Origin of the sequence: Actinoplanes sp. NPDC049316 (genome assembly GCF_040677315.1) — a bacterium.
Lineage (GTDB): Bacteria > Actinomycetota > Actinomycetes > Mycobacteriales > Micromonosporaceae > Actinoplanes.
Window position 1 is genome coordinate 359877 of sequence record NZ_JBFAQM010000003.1, and the last position, 16029, is coordinate 375905.

Genomic DNA, 16029 nt, shown 5'->3' on the forward strand with positions numbered 1-16029 from the left:
TGTTCGTCATTCACCGGGCGTCCTCGCGGCCGTTCACCTGACCGCCGGTCACCGGAGGAGATCCGGGCGGTGGACGGGTCTGCGGCCGGGAGGCTGCACCGGCGGATCGCCCACCTTCGGCGGGGGAGGAATCGGCCGGGTCACCGGGGCTTCGGTGGTGACCGTCAGCGGCTCGCCGTGGTGGCGCAGGTCCAGCCGAGCGCCGCCGCGGTGGTTGCGCAGCGAGTAGACGGCCTCGTCCGGGCGTACGGTCACGTGCAGGCGCAGGCCGCGCCACAGCAGGGAGAAGGCGAGCCGGTCGATCCGCGACGGCAGGCGCGGGGCGAAGGACAGCTCACCGTTGTGGTCGCGCATGCCGCCGAGCCCCGCGACGAGGGCGAGCCACGCGCCGGCCAGCGAGGCGATGTGCACCCCGTCGCGGGTGTTGTGGTGCAGGTCGGCGAGGTCCATCAGCGCGGCCTCGCCGAGGTAGTCGTGCGCCAGCTCCAGATGTCCCACCTCGGCGGCCAGGATCGCCTGGGTGCAGGCCGACAGCGAGGAATCGCGTACGGTCCGCGGCTCGTAGTACGCGAAGTTGCGCGCCTTCTGCTCGGCGCTGAACGCGTCACCGCACCAGTGCATCGCGAGGACGAGGTCCGCCTGCTTGACCACCTGGCTGCGGTACAGGTCGAGGTACGGGAAGTGCAGCATCAGCGGGTAGTCGTCCGGTGCGGTCCGGGCGAAGTCCCACTCCTTGCGCAGCGTGAACCCGCGCACCTGGGCGTGGACGCCGAGCTGCTCGTCGTACGGGACGGTCATGGCCGAGGCCGCGGCGCGCCAGGCGGCGACCTCCGCGTCGGTCACGCCGAGCATCCGCGACCGGTCCGGGTGCCGCGCGACCACGGCGGCCGCCGCGAGCAGATTCCGGCGCGCCATGAGGTTGGTGTAGATGTTGTCGTCGGCGACGGCGGTGTACTCGTCCGGGCCGGTGACTCCGTCGAGGTGGAACGCGCCGTGCCGGTCGTGGTGGCCGAACGACGCCCACAACCGCGCGGTCTCGACCAGCAGGTCGACGCCGACGTCGCGGTCGAAGGCCTCGTCGCCGGTCGCGTTCACGTAGCGGACCACCGCGTCGGCGATGTCCGCGCCGAGGTGCAGGGCGGCCGTGCCGGCCGGCCAGTAACCGGAGCATTCGTGCCCGCGGATGGTGCGCCACGGGAACGCCGCGCCGGCCCAGCCGAGCGTCTCGGCCCGCTCCCGCGCCAGATCGAGCGTGGCGTGCCGCCAGCGCAGCGCCTCGGCGGCCGCGGCCGGTTGCAGGTACGTCAGCACGGGCAGCACGAAGCGCTCGGTGTCCCAGAACACGTGCCCGTCGTAGCCGGGGCCGGTCAGTCCCTTGGCCGCGATGGGCCGCCGCTGGGCGCGGGCCCCGGCCTGCAGCACCTGGAACATCGCGAACCGGACCGCCTGCTGCACCTCGGCGTCGCCGTCGAGCTCGATGTCCGCCGCGTCCCAGAAGGCGTCCAGGTACGCCCGCTGCGCGGCGACCAGCCCGTCCCAGCCGTCGATGTGCGCGCCTTTGATCGCGGCGGCCACCTGGTCGCGCAGCGCGGCCACCGACCGCCGGCTCGAGGCGCCGTACGCCACCAGCTTCACGATGGTCAGCCGCTGCCCGGGCTCCAGCCGGCAGACCACCGTCGTGCGGGCCAGGTCCGGGAACGCCTCGCTGCTCGACCGCACGCCCGGCGGTCCCGACACGACGTGGTCCATCGCGGCGGCCAGGCGCAGGCCGCTCTCGCGGGTGACGTGCACCAGCACCGCGCCCGTGTCGTTGGCGTTGTGCGCCTGGGCGACGAGGGGCGCCTTCAGCACCGCCGCGACCCGGGGATCCTTGACCGGGCCGGGCATCGTCTCGTTGGCGACCAGTTCGGACTGCACGATCACCCGTACCGGCGTGTCCACGGGTGTCACCTCGTAGCGGATCGCGGCGACCGACCGTTGCGCGAAGGACACCAGGCGGGTCGAAGTGACCCGTACCGCACGGCCGGCCGCCGACTCCCACTCGACCTCGCGGTGTAGCGTCCCGCCGCGCAGGTCGAGCACCCGCTCGTGCCGGTGCAGCCGCCCGTCGCGCACGTCGAACGGCTCGTCGTCCACCAGCAGCCGGAGCACCTTGCCGTCGGTCACGTTGACGATCGTCTGACCGGACTCGGGATAGCTGTAGCCGCCCTCCGCATACGGCAGCGGCCGCAGCTCGTAGAACGAGTTCAGAAAGGTGCCCGGCAGCGCGTGCGGATCACCCTCCTCGAGGTTGGCCCGCAGTCCGATGTGCCCGTTGGACAACGCGAAGATCGACTCGGACCGGGCCAGCGCCTGCAGGTCGAGGAACGTCTCGCGGACCTGCCACGGCTCGATGGGGTACGCCGGATGCCGGATCACATGAGCCTCCCCTCGCGATGAGGTTACGACGTCCGGGACGGGAACGGGTCGCCTGCCGCCGCCGGTGGGGGCGGCAGGCGACCCGTGGTGGTGCGGTCTCAACGGGCCGCGGCCGTGAGCGGGAGGAGGGTTTCGTCGACCGTCGTCACCGTGCCCAGCGACAGCATGAAGTGGTCGGCGAGATCACCGTTCGTCTTCCCGTACGCCCACTGCTCGGGGTGGCCGGGGGCGGTGAACCCGATCACCACGTCACCGGGCGGCATGGTGTCGAGCAGGTACCGGCCGTCCGCCCCGGTGGTGGTCCGCACCGAGCCTGCCGTGGCGGAGAGGCTCACGTAGACCTCCGCGTCGGGGACCGGTGCGCCGGAGCTGTCCACCAGCCGGCCGGTCAGGACGGCCGGGGCCAGCAGCGTCTCGTCGACGCGCGTGGTGGCCCCGGGCGTGACCGTGTAGTGCTGGGCCTGCGACCACTCCAGGGTGCGCGGCGAGTACTGCCTCAGCTCACCGTTGGTGAAGACCACGACGTACCCGGTGCCGGGCTTCAGGCTCACCGAGTACGTGCCGTCGGCGGCCGTGGTCGTGCTCCACGACGACGCAGTGGTGACGTCCTCGACGGTGACGGTGATCCCCGCGGCCGGCGCGCCCGCGGCGGTGGTGACCGTACCGGCGATGGCGCCGGCGGGGATGGGCGGCAGGAGCTTGTCGTTGACCGTGGTCACCGTCCCCAGCCGCAGGGTGATCCGGTCCGCCGTCTCCATCGACCTCTTCTGGTACGCCCACTGCTCGTGCCCGTCGGCGGTGGTGAACCCGACGACGACCTCGCCGGGCGGCATGGTGTCGAGCAGGTACCGGCCGTCCGCGCCGGTGGTGGCTGTCGCCTCACCGGCCGTGGCGAGCATGCTCACCGTGACGCTCGCGCCGGCGACCGGCGTCCCGGACTCGTCGACGAGCCGGCCGGTGAGGACCGCCGGGGCCAGCAGCCGCTCGTCGACGCGCGTGGTGTGGCCGGACCGGACCGTGTACTTCTCGGCCTTCGCCCAGTCCAGGGTGCGCCGCGAGTATTGCGTCAGCTCGCCGTTGGTGAAGCTGACGGTGTAGCCGGTGCCCGGCGGCAGGCTCACCGAGTAGGTGCCGTCGCGGGCCGTGGTGGTGTCCCACGCGGATGCGGTGGGGTCTCCGATGGTGACGGTGATGCCCGCGGCCGGTCCACCCCGGGCAGTGGTGACGCGCCCGGCGATGAACCCGGGCGCCGTGACAACGCTGTTCGCCACTGTGGTGTGTCCCGTGACGACCCGGTACGACGCCGCGCGGGCGGGATCGGTGATCCGGCCGGGGGCCCACTCGGACCAGCCGTCCCGGTCGATGAGGATCTTGTAGCTGCCCGGCTGCAGGCCCGGTACGCGGAACGCGCCGGTGCCGCCGGTGGTCGTCCTGGCCACCTCGGGGCCGGACAGGTCGGCCGGGTACACGATGATCGTCGCACCGCTGACGGCGGCGCCGCCGGTGTCGTGGACGACGCCGGCGAGGCCCGTGGACCGGTGCTGCGCCGCGGCGGGCGGCGCTCCGGCGGTCGCGGCCGCGGCCCCCGCGAGGACGGCGGCGGCGATGACGCTGATGAGTACTCGGGGTCGCTTCACTGCGATCTCCCTTCGCGAGGTGTGTCCCGTGGACGAGCGGCGACGCGAAGGCTCGGATCGACGGCACAGGTCGCCGTTCGCCCGACAGCTCCATGCTGGCAACCCCGGCTGGGCCGGGGCAGAGGCGGTGTGCTCGCGTACGCCTGCCGTCCGGCCCGCTCAGGAGAGGTGAGCGGCGTCGAGGGCGGACTGCAGCGACTGGAGGTAGCCCTCGCTGGTGACCGTCGCACCGGAGACCGTGTCGATGCTCGCGCTCTGCGCCGCCAGGGTCTCCTGCTTGAGGACCGGCAGCGCGTACGCGTTGATCTCCCGGTCCCGGCCGTTCTCCGACGGGTAGACCGGCACCGCGACATCCGTGATCTTGCCGTTGGCGACCGTGATGGCGACCTGCACGTCGCCCCAGCGGGTCGACGCCACCGCGCCGGTGTAGGTCTTGCCCCCGGACGAAGTACCGAACGTCGTTCCGGAAGTCGTGACGGAGGAGGTCGCGGCGCCGGCCTCGGCCGCCGAATTCGTGCTGGTGCGGTAGCTGAAGAGCAGCACCAGGGCCGCCACGGTGGAGAACAGCCACATGCTGATGCGTCGCATCGCCGGATCCTTTCGGGTCACCAGGAGAAGAGTTCGGTGTGCAGCCGCCCGGGGGCCACGCCGGCGCCGGCCGCGGCGGTGCGGGCGGCCTGCGTCCACGCGTCCGGGCCGCACACGTAGACGTGCGAGTCGGCGATCCGCGGGGCGATCCGGCTCAGCGCCTCGGCGTCACCGTGATCGGCGTACTGCGCCGGCAGCCAGGACGCCCGGGTGGCGCGCGGGCCGAGCAGGTAGACGATCCGGACCCCGCGGTGGGCGGCGAACCAGTCCAGTTCGGACCGGAACGCCGCCTGCGCCCCGGTGCGGGCCCGGTAGATCAGGGTCGCCTCGCCGGGCGCGTACGGCAGGTCACCGAGCAGCGACAGCAGGGGGGTGACCCCGATGCCGCAGGCCAGCAGCACGACCGGCCCGCCGGTGTACGTCTCGCCGGTGAGCTTGCCGTACGGCCCCTCGATGAGCGCCCGGGTGCCGGGCCGCAGCGAGGCCACGCGGGCGCTGCCGTCGCCGAGGTCCTTGACGGTGATGCGCAGCATGCGGCCGTTCGGTGTGGCCGACAACGAGTACGGGTGCGACCGGCTCCAGCCCGGGCCGTCGAGGAAACGCCACTGGAAGAACTGCCCGGCGCGGGCCGGCAGGGTGTGCAGCGCGCGGCCGGTCAGGTAGACCGAAGTCAACCCGGGGCCTTCCGGCTTCACGTGCGAGACCACGAGGCGGTGCCGCCAGTTGCGCCACACCGGCACCCCGGCCCGGTAGACGAGGACCGCGCCCGCCGACACCGCGTACAGCGTCCACCAGTACGCGGTCGACGCGGCGGAGCCGACGAAGTCGGTGCCGGTCCACAGCTGGTGCGGCAGGGCCAGGCCGACGCCGAGGTACGCGTACAGGTGCAGCAGGTGCCAGGACTCGTAGCGCAGCTTGCGCCGGGCGGCGCGGATCGAGGTGACGACCACCATGAGGATCGCGGCCGTGCCCGCCGTGGCCAGCAGCATGCCGGGGTAGGTCCGGATCATGTCCCACAGCTCGGCGACCGCGCCGGCGTGGGCGGCCCCGGCGTAGCCGAGGGTGATGAGCACGATGTGGCCGATCATCATCCAGAACGACGTGAACCCGGTCCAGCGGTGCCAGCGGGCCAGCCGGTCCTGCCCGAAGGCGCGTTCGACCAGCGGGATCCGGGCCATCAGCAGGACCTGCAGGAGCAGCAGGTCGGACGCCCACAGCCCGGTCAGCCGGCCGATCGCCGACATCGCATCCGGGCCGCCGCCGGCGAGCTGCTGCACGCCGCCGTTGCCGACCCACAGCGCGGTCACGATCAGCAGGCTCACGCCCGCGCCGAGGCCGCCCGCGTCCGCCCACCAGCGCGGGGTGACGCGGCGCGGCGGCGCGTGGACGGCCGGCGCCGGTGAGGTCCTGGGCATCGCTGCTGCGGTCATGACCCCACCATCGGTGGGGTAGCTGAGGAAACCGGGCCCGGAACCTATGGCCCACCTATGAAGTCGCTATGAACCCCGCCGCCGGGACTTCGGGTCTTGCGGCCCTGCCGGTGCCCCGGCCGATCCGGCGATCATGGAAGCGCACCGGTGGGCGCGCGATCCGCCGGCAGCCGGTGGGGGTGGCGATGCGGTGGTCATGGCAGCGGCGCGAGCAGATCCTGTTCGCCGCCACGACCCTGCTGGTCCTGGCGGGCCTGGCGATCGCGGCGGCGGGCGCCCGGGACGCCGCGGACGCGGTGTGGATCACGGCGACGGCACTGGGCCTGGCGTACTCGACGGCTTCCCTCGCCGCGGCAGCGCGCCGGCGCGAGCCCAGTGTCGACGTGATCGCGTGGCTGGCGCTGGTCGGTGCGCTGTGGGTCGGCGAGGCGTTCGCGGGCGCGGTGATCGCGGTCATGCTCGCCAGCGGCGTGCTGCTCGAGGCCCGCGCCGCCGCCCGGGCACGCCGCGAGCTGAGCGCGCTGGTCGCCCGGGCGCCGCGCACCGCCCGGCGCGACACCGCCTCCGGGCCGGTCGAGGTGCCGGTCGCCGACGTGCTGCCCGGTGACCCGCTCGTGGTCGGCTCGGGGGAGATCGTCCCGGTCGACGGCCGGCTGCTCACCCCGGCGGTGCTGGACGAATCGGCGCTGACCGGCGAACCCCTGCCGGTGGAGCGGCGGGCCGGCGAGGACGTCCGCAGCGGCGTGGTGAACGCGGGCGCGCCGATGCGCCTGACCGCCACCGCGACCGCCGAGGCGTCGACGTACGCGGGTGTCGTCCGGCTGGTGGAGCAGGCGCAGGCGGCGAGCGCGCCGTTCGTCCGGATCGCGGACCGCTTCGCGGTGGCGTTCGTCCCGGTGACGCTGGCGCTGGCCGGTGCCGCGTGGGCGGTCGCCGGCGACCCGGTACGCGCGGTCGCGGTGCTGGTCGTGGCCACGCCGTGCCCGCTGCTGCTCGCGGCGCCGATCGCGATCATGTCCGGGCTGTCCCGGGCCGCCCGTTCCGGTGTCGTCGTCAAGGGCGGCGGCGCGCTGGAACGGCTCGCGGCCGGCCGGGTCCTGCTGTTCGACAAGACCGGGACGCTGACCGCCGGCCGTCCGGTCCTCACCGACGTGGTGACCCCCGCGGACGCCCGCCTGGCCGCGGGCGAGGTGTTGCGTCTCGCGGCGAGCCTCGACCAGATCTCCGCGCACGTGCTGGCCGGCGCCATCGTCACCGCGGCCGCCGACCGCGAGCTGCGGCTGTCTCCGGCCACCGACGTGCGCGAGCGCCACGGGTACGGGGTGGAAGGCCTCGTGGACGGTCACAAGGTCCGGCTCGGCAAGGCGGCGTGGGTCGTCCCCGGCGCGCTTCCGGCATGGGTACGGCACGCGCGCCGGCGGGCCGCGCTCGACGGCTCGCTGACGGTGTTCGCGTCGGTCGACGGCGAGCCGGCGGGGGTGCTGCTGCTGGAGGATCCGGTACGGCCGCAGGCGCCGCGCATGGTCCGGGCGTTGCGCGACGCCGGGATCACCCGGGTGGTGCTGGTGACCGGCGACCGCGCGGACACCGCCGAGGCCGTCGGGCGGATCGTCGGCGTCGACGCCGTGCACGCCGACTGCGATCCCGGGGACAAGCTGGTCCTCGTCGGCGCCGAACAGGAGCACGCGCCGACGATCATGGTGGGCGACGGCATCAACGACGCGCCCGCGCTGGCCACCGCGGGCGTGGGAGTGGCCCTCGCGGCCCGCGGCGCCACCGCCTCCGCCGAGGCCGCCGACGTGGTCCTCACCGTGGACCGCCTCGACGCGCTCGCCGACGCGATCCTCGTCGCCCGGCGCTGCCGCCGCATCGCGGTGTGGGCGGTCGCGGTGGGGATGGGTCTGTCGGCCGCGGCGATGATCGTGGCAGCGGCCGGCTACCTGCCACCCGCCGCGGGCGCGCTGCTGCAGGAGGGCATCGACGTCGCCGCGATCGCCATCGCCCTGACCGCGCTGCTGCCCGGCAAGTCGCACACCGTGGCCATGCCGCCGGCCGACGTCGCGACGGCCCAGCGCCTGTACGCCGAACACCGCGAGATGCGCCCGCTGGTCGAGCAGGTACGCACGGTCGCCGACGCGCTCAACACCCCGCCGTACGACCTGGGCCCGGTGCGCGACCTGCTGGAGCACCTGGAGGTCGAGCTGCTGGCCCACGAGCACGCCGAGGAGGCCGAGCTGCTGCCGATCATGGCGCGGGCGCTCGGCGGGACCGAGGTGACCAGCGGGCTGAGCCGTACCCACGCCGAGATCGACCACCAGGTGGGGCGGCTGCGCCGGACGGTGGACGACCTGGTCGAGGAAGCGGAGCCGGAGGACGTCACCGACGTACGGCGGCTGCTCTACGGCCTGTACGCGATCCTGCGGCTGCACAATGCGCAGGAGGAAGAGGGCGCGTTCAGCCTCGTCCCCGATCCGCACACACCGTGACGGCAGGAGCCGACGATGAGCCAGCATCCGGGTGAGCCGCACGCCGGGGAGATGTCCGGGCGGCTGAACCGCCTGCGCGCCGGGGTGCTGGGCGCCAACGACGGCATCGTGTCGACGGCCGGGCTGGTGGTCGGCGTGGCCGGGGCGAGCGCGTCCACCGGCGCCATCCTCACCGCGGGCGTCGCCGGGCTCGTCGCCGGCGCCGTGTCGATGGCACTCGGCGAGTACGTCTCCGTCAGCAGTCAGCGCGACACCGAGCGGGCCCTGCTCGCCAAGGAGCGCACCGAGCTCGCCGAGATGCCGGCACAGGAGCTCGACGAGCTGACCGCCCTGTACGAGGCCAAGGGGTTGTCGGCGGCGACCGCGCGGCTGGTGGCCGAGGAGCTGACCGCGGCGGACGCCTTCGCCGCGCACGCGGACGTCGAGCTGCGGATCGACCCCGAGGCGCTGGCGAACCCGTGGCATGCGGCCGGCGCGTCGGCGGCCGCGTTCACGGTCGGTTCGCTGCTGCCGCTGATCGCGATCCTGCTGCCGCCGGCCGGCGCCCGCGTACCCGTGACGTTCGTGGTGGTGGTCCTGGCCCTCGCTCTGACCGGTGCGGTGAGCGCCAGGCTGGGATCCGCCGGCGTCGGACGCGCGATGGCCCGGCTCGTCGGCGGGGGCGCGCTCGCCATGGCGATCACGTACGGCATCGGTCAGGCCGTCGGCGTCGCCACCGGCTGAGCGTCACTTGCCCGTGACCGTGACGGTGGCTTCGAGGCACTTGTAGCGGCCCGGCTTGTCGATGGCCAGGATCTGCGTCTCGCCCGGGTCGACCCGGTTGTTGTCCCCGTTGCCGCCGGGGTCGGGCGAGCAGGTCACTGTCCGGGCGGTCGCCGACTCGTTCACCACGGTGAAGTTCTGGGTCGCCGCCACCGACAGGTGAGCAGGGTTGACAGTGCGCGCGCCGGTCACGGTGAGTGTCGGCTCGGGGGTCTCGCAGCCGCTGTCCCCGGAGACCTTCAGGTGCAGGACCGCGCGGTGCGTCGTTCCCGCGCTCTGCACGGTGAAGCTGCCCGTCTCGGGGAACTGGATCACCTGCCGTTCGTCCACGTCGAGGACGCTGGTCACCAGGCCGGCGTCCGGTTCGGCGACCAGCTCGTGGACCCGGCCGGACCGGTTCGTCACGGCCAGGAACGATCCGCGCTGGATGGTCAGCGTGTCGGGGCTGAACGCGAACCGCTGACCGCCGGCCGTCGCCCGCTTCACGATGGCCACCTTCCGGGCCCGGGTGCAGGTCGCGCTGGTCGCCCCGGCATGCGCCGATCCGGTACGGCCGGAGCCGGCCGCCCCCGTCCGCTGTGGCGCAGGTGCGCCGGCCGTCGGCGCGCACGCCGAGAGGGCCAGTGCCACGACCACGTTCCCCGTCAGCCGCAGGCGACGGGCCACCACCGCTTCACGCACGAGCTCCACCTTCCGGTCGCTGATCGTTTCCTACGGCAGGTACGGCCGGCACCGGTGGCTCGGTTCATCCGAAATGCGCCGCGTCGAGGGCGGCCTGCAGCGACTCGACATAGCCGCCGCTGGTCACCGTGGCGCCGCTGACCGCGTCGATCCGCGCGCTCTGGGCCTGCAGCACCTCGGCGCGCAGTTGCGGCAGGGCGTACCCGTTGATCTCGTCGTCCCGGTCGTTGCCCGTCGGCCGGCGCAGCGCGCGGACGTCGGTGATCTTGCCGTTGGTGATGGTGACCTGCACCTGGACCGGCCCCCAGCGGGTCTGCGCGACCGTGCCGTTGACCGTCACGCTCTTCGTCCGGTGCGTGGGCCGCGCGGAGCCCTGGGGCGGGGCCGGGGCGGGCACGATGCCGGGCGCGGCGGCGCCGACGGCCGCGGAGGGCGCCGGGCCGCCCAGGCTCGTGCGATAGCTGAACAGCAGGACGACGGCGGCGATCGTGGAGACGATCCAGAGCGTCAGGCGGCGCATACGGGCCTCACCATGCGAACTCCTCGGCGTGAATCAGATCATCGGGTACGCCCGCCTCGCGCAGGCTCGTGCGGACGGCGGCCATCCACGGGGGCGGCCCGCACAGGTACGCCTCCCGCTCGGCGACGTCGGGGACCAGCCACCGCAACGCGGCCGCGTCGTCGCCGCGGCTGTACCGGGCCGGCAGCCAGGAACCGTGGCGCGGACGGCTGCCCTCGAGGTAGACGACGCGCACGCCGTAGCGGCGGGCGAGGTCGTCGAGCTCGGCACGGAAGACCGCCTCGGTGTGCGTACGGATCCGGTAGAGCAGCGTGGCGCCGTTCCCGGCCGGGCCGAGGTCGTCGAGCAGGGCGCGCATCGTCGTGATGCCCACCCCGGCGGCGACGAGCAGGGGCCGCCGGCCGGTCGACCGTTCCGCGGTCAGCGCCCCGTACGGCCCCTCGACCAGCACGCGGGTCCCCGGCCGCAGATGCCGGACCCGGCCGCTGCCGTCGCCCAGCTCCTTCACGGTGATCCGCAGCAGGTCCCGGCTCGGTCCCGCCGACAGCGTGTACGGGTTCGCCCGCGACCAGCCCGGCCCGTCGAGGAAGCGCCACAGGAAGAACTGCCCCGCGCGCACGGGCAACCGGTCCAGCCGATGGCCGCGCAGGTACACCGACACCACCCCGGGCGCCTCGGCGACCACGGTGTCGACCCGCAGCCGGTGGTACGCCGACCGCCAGAGCGGCAGCGCGACGCGAAACGCCAGCACGGCCGCGAGGGTCGCGGCGTACAGACCCCACCAGTACAGCCGGGCCACGGGGGAGGCGGTGAAGTCCGCGCCGGTCCAGATCTGATGCGGCAGGGCCAGGCCCACCCCGAGGTACGCGTACAGATGCAGCAGGTGCCAGGTCTCGTACCGTTGCCGGCGCCGCGCCGCCCGCACCGACAGCACCACCACCAGGACCAGCAGCACCGTTCCGGCCGCGGCGAGCAGCATGCCCGGGTACGTGACCACGAGGCTCCAAGCCTCACCCGGCACGCTCGCCGGCTCGGACTGCGCGTACCCGGCTGTGGTCAGCACGACGTGCGCGACCATCAGCCAGAACGACACGAACCCGAGCACCCGGTGCCGCCGGGCCAGCAGGTCCTGCCCGTACGCCCGCTCCACCCACGGGATCCGGGCCATCAGCAGCACCTGCAGCAGCAACAGGTCCGAGGCGACCAGCCCGGTCAGCCGGCCCAGGGTGGTCGCCGGCTCGCCCGCGCCCTGCAGGTCACGTACCCCGCCGTCGGCCAGCCACAACGCCACCACGGCCAGCACGCTGAGGATCGCGGCCGACCCGGCCAGATCACGCCACCGCCGCGGCGGCCGCGGCGCCGGGATCCGGTGCGGCGGCCCGGCCAGCCGGACCCGTCCGGTCACCCCGCTCGTCGTCGTCACACTCACGCGGCGAGCGTGCCGCGCGGAATTGGGAAAACTCGAAGAATCCTGTCCGGCGGGCGGGAGACCCCCGTCAGGCGACGGTGATCAGGACCTTGCCGACCACGCCGCGCTCGACCGCGTCGTGGGCCTCGGCGGTGCGGTCGAGGGGGAAGTGGTGCAGGGGCAGGCCGTGCTCCTCGCCGACCGGAAGCGCGCCGTCGCGCAGCGCCGCGCCGACGTCCTCGGCCGCGGCCTGCAGGGCCGGCTCACCGAGGGTGTAGAGGATGAGGAACTGCACCCGGGTGTTGAGCATCATGTTCGGGCGGATGTCGAGGGAGACCGTGTCGCCGCCGTTGTTCGCGTAGATCGCGATGCTCGCGTGGTTCGCCGCGACCTCCTGGTCCAGCTGCGCGTTCCGCGCGGCCGCGACCTCCACGATGATGTCGGCGCCGCCGGGCGCCACCGCGCGGATCTCCTTGGCCGCGTCGCCGTGCCGGTAGTCGACGACGTGGTGGGCGCCGGCGGCAGTGGCCAGGGCGGCCTTCTCCGGGCTGCTGACCGTGGTCACGACCGTCGCGCCGGCCCAGCGGGCGAGCTGGATCGCGGCGTGCCCGACGGCGCCCGCGCCGCCGGCCACCAGCACGGTGCGTCCGTCCAGGGCGCCGGGGCTGAGCCGGCCGGATCCCGCTTCGGAGACGGTCAGGGCCCGGTGCGCGGTGATCGCCGGTACGCCCAGCGCGGCGCCCACGTCGTACGAGACGCCGTCGGGCAGCGGGAAGGCGCGGGCCGCCGGGACGATCGCGTAGTCGGCGGCGGTGCCGTACGGGCTGCCGTGCGCGGCGAGCATGACCCACACCCGGTCGCCGATGTGGTGCGACAGCACCCCCGGGCCGACCGCGTCCACCAGGCCGGCGCCGTCCATGTCGGGCGTCACCTCGGCGAAGCCCAGCTCGCCCGTGGCCCGCCGCTTCCAGTCCGTCGGGTTGACGCCCGAGCGGATGACGCGGACGCGGATCTGGCCGTCGCCGGGCTCGGGAACGTCGCGCTCGGCGAGGCGCAGGACGGAGCTGTCGCCGGTGCTGCTGAACACGATCGCCCTCATGGAAGCGACTCTACGGCGGCCCCACCCGTCATCGAGAACTCGCTCACAGCAATCCCGTCCGCTTTTCTGGGTACGAGGAACCGGAGCTGCCGCCCGGCAGGTCGGCGAGGGGCGCGCGATCAAGACCCTGCTGCGCCCGTAAGGATTCACCGTACGTTCCGACGACCTTGGAGGGTCACCATTCTCACCGTCAACGCCCTCGCGGCCCCCTCGGCCACCGACGCCCTCGTCCGCACCACCGTGCAGCGGCGTGACGTCGGGCCGCGGGACATCCTGATCGAGATCGCCTACGCGGGGATCTGCCACTCCGACATCCACACCGTGCGCGGCGACTGGGGCCCGGTGCCGTACCCGCTGACCGTCGGCCACGAGATCGTCGGCCGGGTCGCCGAGGCCGGCGCCGAGGTCACCCGGCACGCCGTCGGCGACCGGGTCGGCGTCGGCTGCATGGTCAACTCGTGCCGCGAGTGCGACAACTGCCAGGCCGGGTACGAGCAGTACTGCACCAACGGCAACACCGGCACCTACGCGAGCGTCGACCGGGACGGCACGGTCACGCAGGGCGGCTACTCGACGCACATCGTCGTGGACGAGGACTTCGTGCTGCGGGTGCCGGAGAGCATCCCGTACGAGGCGGCCGCGCCGCTGCTGTGCGCGGGCATCACCACGTACTCGCCGCTGGCGCACTGGAAGGCCGGGCCGGGCCGGAAGGTCGCCGTCGTCGGCATGGGCGGCCTCGGTCACATGGGCGTCAAGATCGCCGCCGCGATGGGCGCCGAGGTGACGGTGCTGTCGCAGACGCTGAGCAAGAAGGACGACGGCCTGCGCTTCGGCGCCGAGCACTACCACGCCACGAGCGACCCGGCCACGTTCGAGACGCTGGCGAACAGCTTCGACCTCATCCTCAACACGGTCAGCGCGCCGATCGACATGGCCGCGTACCTCGGCATGCTGCGCCTGGACGGCACCCTCGTCAGCGTGGGCGCCCCGCCGGAGCCGCTGCCGGTGCAGGTCTTCTCGCTGTTCTCCAACCGGCGCTCCTTCGCCGGATCCAGCATCGGCGGCATCGCCGAGACCCAGGAGATGCTCGACTTCTGCGCCGAGCACGGTATCGCGCCGGAGGTCGAGCTCATCGACGCGGACGCCGTCAACGAGGCGTACGAGCGGGTGCTGAAGTCGGACGTGCGCTACCGGTTCGTCATCGACGTCACCTCGCTGCGCTGACCCCTGCCCGTTGCCGAGCGGGGTGGCCCCCCATATCCTTCCCGAAGGAAGTGGGGGACCACCCCGCTTTACCGACGGGATGTGCCATGCGCGCGATCGAGTACGACCGGTACGGACCCCCTGACGTGCTCCGGCTCGTCGAGAAGCCGACGCCCGTGGCCGGTCCCGGGCAGGTGCTCGTCGAGGTGCACGCCGCCGGGGTGGGTGGTGGCGAGATGCCGATCCGGGCGGGGCGGCTGCGCCGCGTCGTGCGGGGCCGGCTGCCGCGCGGCATCGGCAACGACTTCGCCGGCCGGGTCGCCGGGGTGGGCCCCGGCGTCCAGGAGTTCCGTCCCGGCGATCGCGTGTGGGGCGTGATGCCGCACCTGAGGTTCGGCAGCACCGCCGAGTACGTGGCTGTCCCCGTACGGCTGCTCGCCACGGCGCCGGCGAACCTCGACCTCGTCGAGGCCGCCGCGCTGCCCACCGCCGGGACCACCGTGCTCACCGCCTTGACGAAGAAGGTGCAGCTCGCTGCGGGGGACCGGCTGCTCGTACGCGGCGCCGCCGGCGGGGTCGGCAGCGTCGCTGTGCAGCTGGGCCGGGCCCTCGGCGCCCACGTCACCGCCCTGGCCGGCGCCCGCGCCCTCGCCTGGATCACCGAGCTCGGGGCGCACGAGGCGTACGACTACCGCACGACAGCCCCGGCGGACCTCGGCCGCTTCGACGTGGTGCTCGACCTGGTCGGCACCGGGCTGCGCGCGTACCGGCGGCTGCTGACGCCCCGCGGACGCCTCATCGCCCTGGTGGTCGACCCCGATCATCTGGTCCGGTCCGTGCTGTCCGGTGCCGCGCCGAGGACGACGAGCTTCAGCAACAACCCGTCCGCGGACGATCTCGCCACGCTGACCCGGTACGCCGAGCAGGGCGCCGTCCGGCCCGTCGTGGACGCGGTGCTGCCGATGGCCGAGGCGGCGCAAGCGCACCGGAGGGTGGAGGCGGGCGGCCTCCGCGGCAAGATCGTCCTCACGACGGGCCGGGGCGGGACCGTCAGTTGACGAAGTCCTGGGTGAACCACACCCTGCCGCCGCTGTCCCGCGTGACGGCCAGGCCGACCCGGGTGAAGCCCGCGTTGAGCAGGTTCTTGCGGTGCCCGTCGTCCGGCGGTGTCTCGGCGAGCATGAGATCGGTCAGGCCGTTCGCCGCGGCGATGATCTCGGTGGCGTTGTCGCGCGCGTTGCCCTGACCGATGTTCTCGCCCGCTGAGCGCCACGAGACACCCGCGGCGGTGAACCGGTCGCCGAGGCCCGCCTCGCCGGGGCACTGGTGCGACAGCCCGCACCCGCCGGCCATCAGTGCGGTGTGGGCCTGCGACGCCTTGGTCAGCTCGGCGCTGAGGGTGAGCGGCTGCAGGCCGTTCGCCGTACGCGCCGCATTGATGTGCTGCAGCGCGGCGGTGACGACCGCGTCACCCGCGGGCGGCTCCGCGGTGGCCGGCGGCGTGGTGGTAGGTGCGGTGGTCACCGGCGGCCGGGTGGCCGGCGGGGTCGTCGCCCGGGTGGGCGGCGGCGTGACCGGCCGGGTGGCCGGCGAGGTCGTGGGGGCCGCGGTGGTGGGAGCCGCGGTCGGGGCGGTGCTCGCCGAGGTGGTGGGCCGCGGCCAGTGCCGGCCCCGGGCGTGGTGGTCCGCGCTGGTGGCGGAGCCGAGCAGCGGGGCGGCGTGGCGGACGGCGTGCGGCCGGTGGACGGTCTGGGCGGACGCGCGCGGCGATTCTTTTAGGAACCTTTAAAGATCGGT

At 73.9% G+C, this 16029-nt stretch carries 14 protein-coding genes; 5 read left to right on the top strand and 9 right to left on the bottom strand.

Annotated elements, in window-relative coordinates; genetic code table 11:
• Positions 1-48: 48 nt before the first annotated feature.
• From AB0K03_RS06955 to AB0K03_RS06970, 4 genes are all read right to left on the bottom strand, one after another.
• Entirely contained in the window at positions 49-2418 is a 2370-nt protein-coding gene (locus AB0K03_RS06955; RefSeq protein ID WP_364681569.1) for a glycosyl hydrolase family 65 protein, read from the bottom strand.
• Positions 2419-2516: 98 nt separating this feature from the next.
• Entirely contained in the window at positions 2517-4055 is a 1539-nt protein-coding gene (locus AB0K03_RS06960; protein WP_364681571.1) for a carboxypeptidase-like regulatory domain-containing protein, read from the bottom strand.
• Between the two features lie 159 nt (positions 4056-4214).
• Positions 4215-4643: an FMN-binding protein gene (locus AB0K03_RS06965; RefSeq protein ID WP_364681573.1), complete on the bottom strand. Its 429-nt coding sequence runs from the start codon at positions 4641-4643 to the stop codon at positions 4215-4217.
• Positions 4644-4660: 17 nt separating this feature from the next.
• Positions 4661-6073, bottom strand: a complete 1413-nt coding sequence (locus tag AB0K03_RS06970; protein WP_364681575.1) for a ferric reductase-like transmembrane domain-containing protein — start codon at positions 6071-6073, stop codon at positions 4661-4663.
• A 185-nt stretch (positions 6074-6258) separates the two neighbouring features.
• On the opposite strand from AB0K03_RS06970, the gene AB0K03_RS06975 reads away from it, so the two are divergent.
• Positions 6259-8559 carry a heavy metal translocating P-type ATPase gene (locus AB0K03_RS06975; RefSeq protein ID WP_364681577.1) on the top strand — a complete coding sequence of 767 codons (2301 nt, stop codon included), beginning with the start codon at positions 6259-6261 and terminating at the stop codon, positions 8557-8559.
• A gap of 15 nt (positions 8560-8574) precedes the next feature.
• A complete protein-coding gene (locus AB0K03_RS06980; protein ID WP_364681579.1) occupies positions 8575-9282 on the top strand; it encodes a VIT family protein in 708 nt (235 codons plus the stop codon).
• Between the two features lie 3 nt (positions 9283-9285).
• Here the strand turns inward: AB0K03_RS06980 and AB0K03_RS06985 are convergent, their stop codons facing one another.
• The 4 genes from AB0K03_RS06985 to AB0K03_RS07000 form a co-directional block, all read right to left on the bottom strand.
• Positions 9286-10002 (bottom strand): hypothetical protein, encoded by a 717-nt coding sequence (locus tag AB0K03_RS06985; protein WP_364681581.1) that lies wholly within the window; start codon positions 10000-10002, stop codon positions 9286-9288.
• Positions 10003-10066: 64 nt separating this feature from the next.
• Positions 10067-10522 (bottom strand): FMN-binding protein, encoded by a 456-nt coding sequence (locus AB0K03_RS06990; protein WP_364681583.1) that lies wholly within the window; start codon positions 10520-10522, stop codon positions 10067-10069.
• A 7-nt stretch (positions 10523-10529) separates the two neighbouring features.
• The gene (locus tag AB0K03_RS06995) at positions 10530-11951 is read right to left on the bottom strand and encodes a ferredoxin reductase family protein (RefSeq protein WP_364681584.1); all 1422 of its coding nucleotides are present in this window, start codon (positions 11949-11951) and stop codon (positions 10530-10532) included.
• A gap of 67 nt (positions 11952-12018) precedes the next feature.
• The gene (locus tag AB0K03_RS07000) at positions 12019-13029 is read right to left on the bottom strand and encodes an NADPH:quinone reductase (RefSeq protein WP_364681586.1); all 1011 of its coding nucleotides are present in this window, start codon (positions 13027-13029) and stop codon (positions 12019-12021) included.
• A 180-nt stretch (positions 13030-13209) separates the two neighbouring features.
• On the opposite strand from AB0K03_RS07000, the gene AB0K03_RS07005 reads away from it, so the two are divergent.
• Complete coding sequence (locus AB0K03_RS07005; protein ID WP_364681722.1) at positions 13210-14253, top strand: NAD(P)-dependent alcohol dehydrogenase; 1044 nt, start codon at positions 13210-13212, stop codon at positions 14251-14253.
• A gap of 86 nt (positions 14254-14339) precedes the next feature.
• Positions 14340-15290: an NAD(P)-dependent alcohol dehydrogenase gene (locus tag AB0K03_RS07010; protein ID WP_364681588.1), complete on the top strand. Its 951-nt coding sequence runs from the start codon at positions 14340-14342 to the stop codon at positions 15288-15290.
• Here AB0K03_RS07010 and AB0K03_RS07015 read toward each other — a convergent pair.
• Positions 15283-15756 carry a CAP domain-containing protein gene (locus AB0K03_RS07015; RefSeq protein ID WP_364681590.1) on the bottom strand — a complete coding sequence of 158 codons (474 nt, stop codon included), beginning with the start codon at positions 15754-15756 and terminating at the stop codon, positions 15283-15285. The genes AB0K03_RS07010 and AB0K03_RS07015 overlap by 8 nt on opposite strands.
• On the opposite strand from AB0K03_RS07015, the gene AB0K03_RS07020 reads away from it, so the two are divergent.
• On the top strand, positions 15734-16021 hold the full coding sequence (locus tag AB0K03_RS07020; protein WP_364681592.1) for a hypothetical protein: 288 nt from the start codon (positions 15734-15736) through the stop codon (positions 16019-16021). The genes AB0K03_RS07015 and AB0K03_RS07020 overlap by 23 nt on opposite strands.
• The last annotated feature ends 8 nt before the right edge of the window (positions 16022-16029 follow it).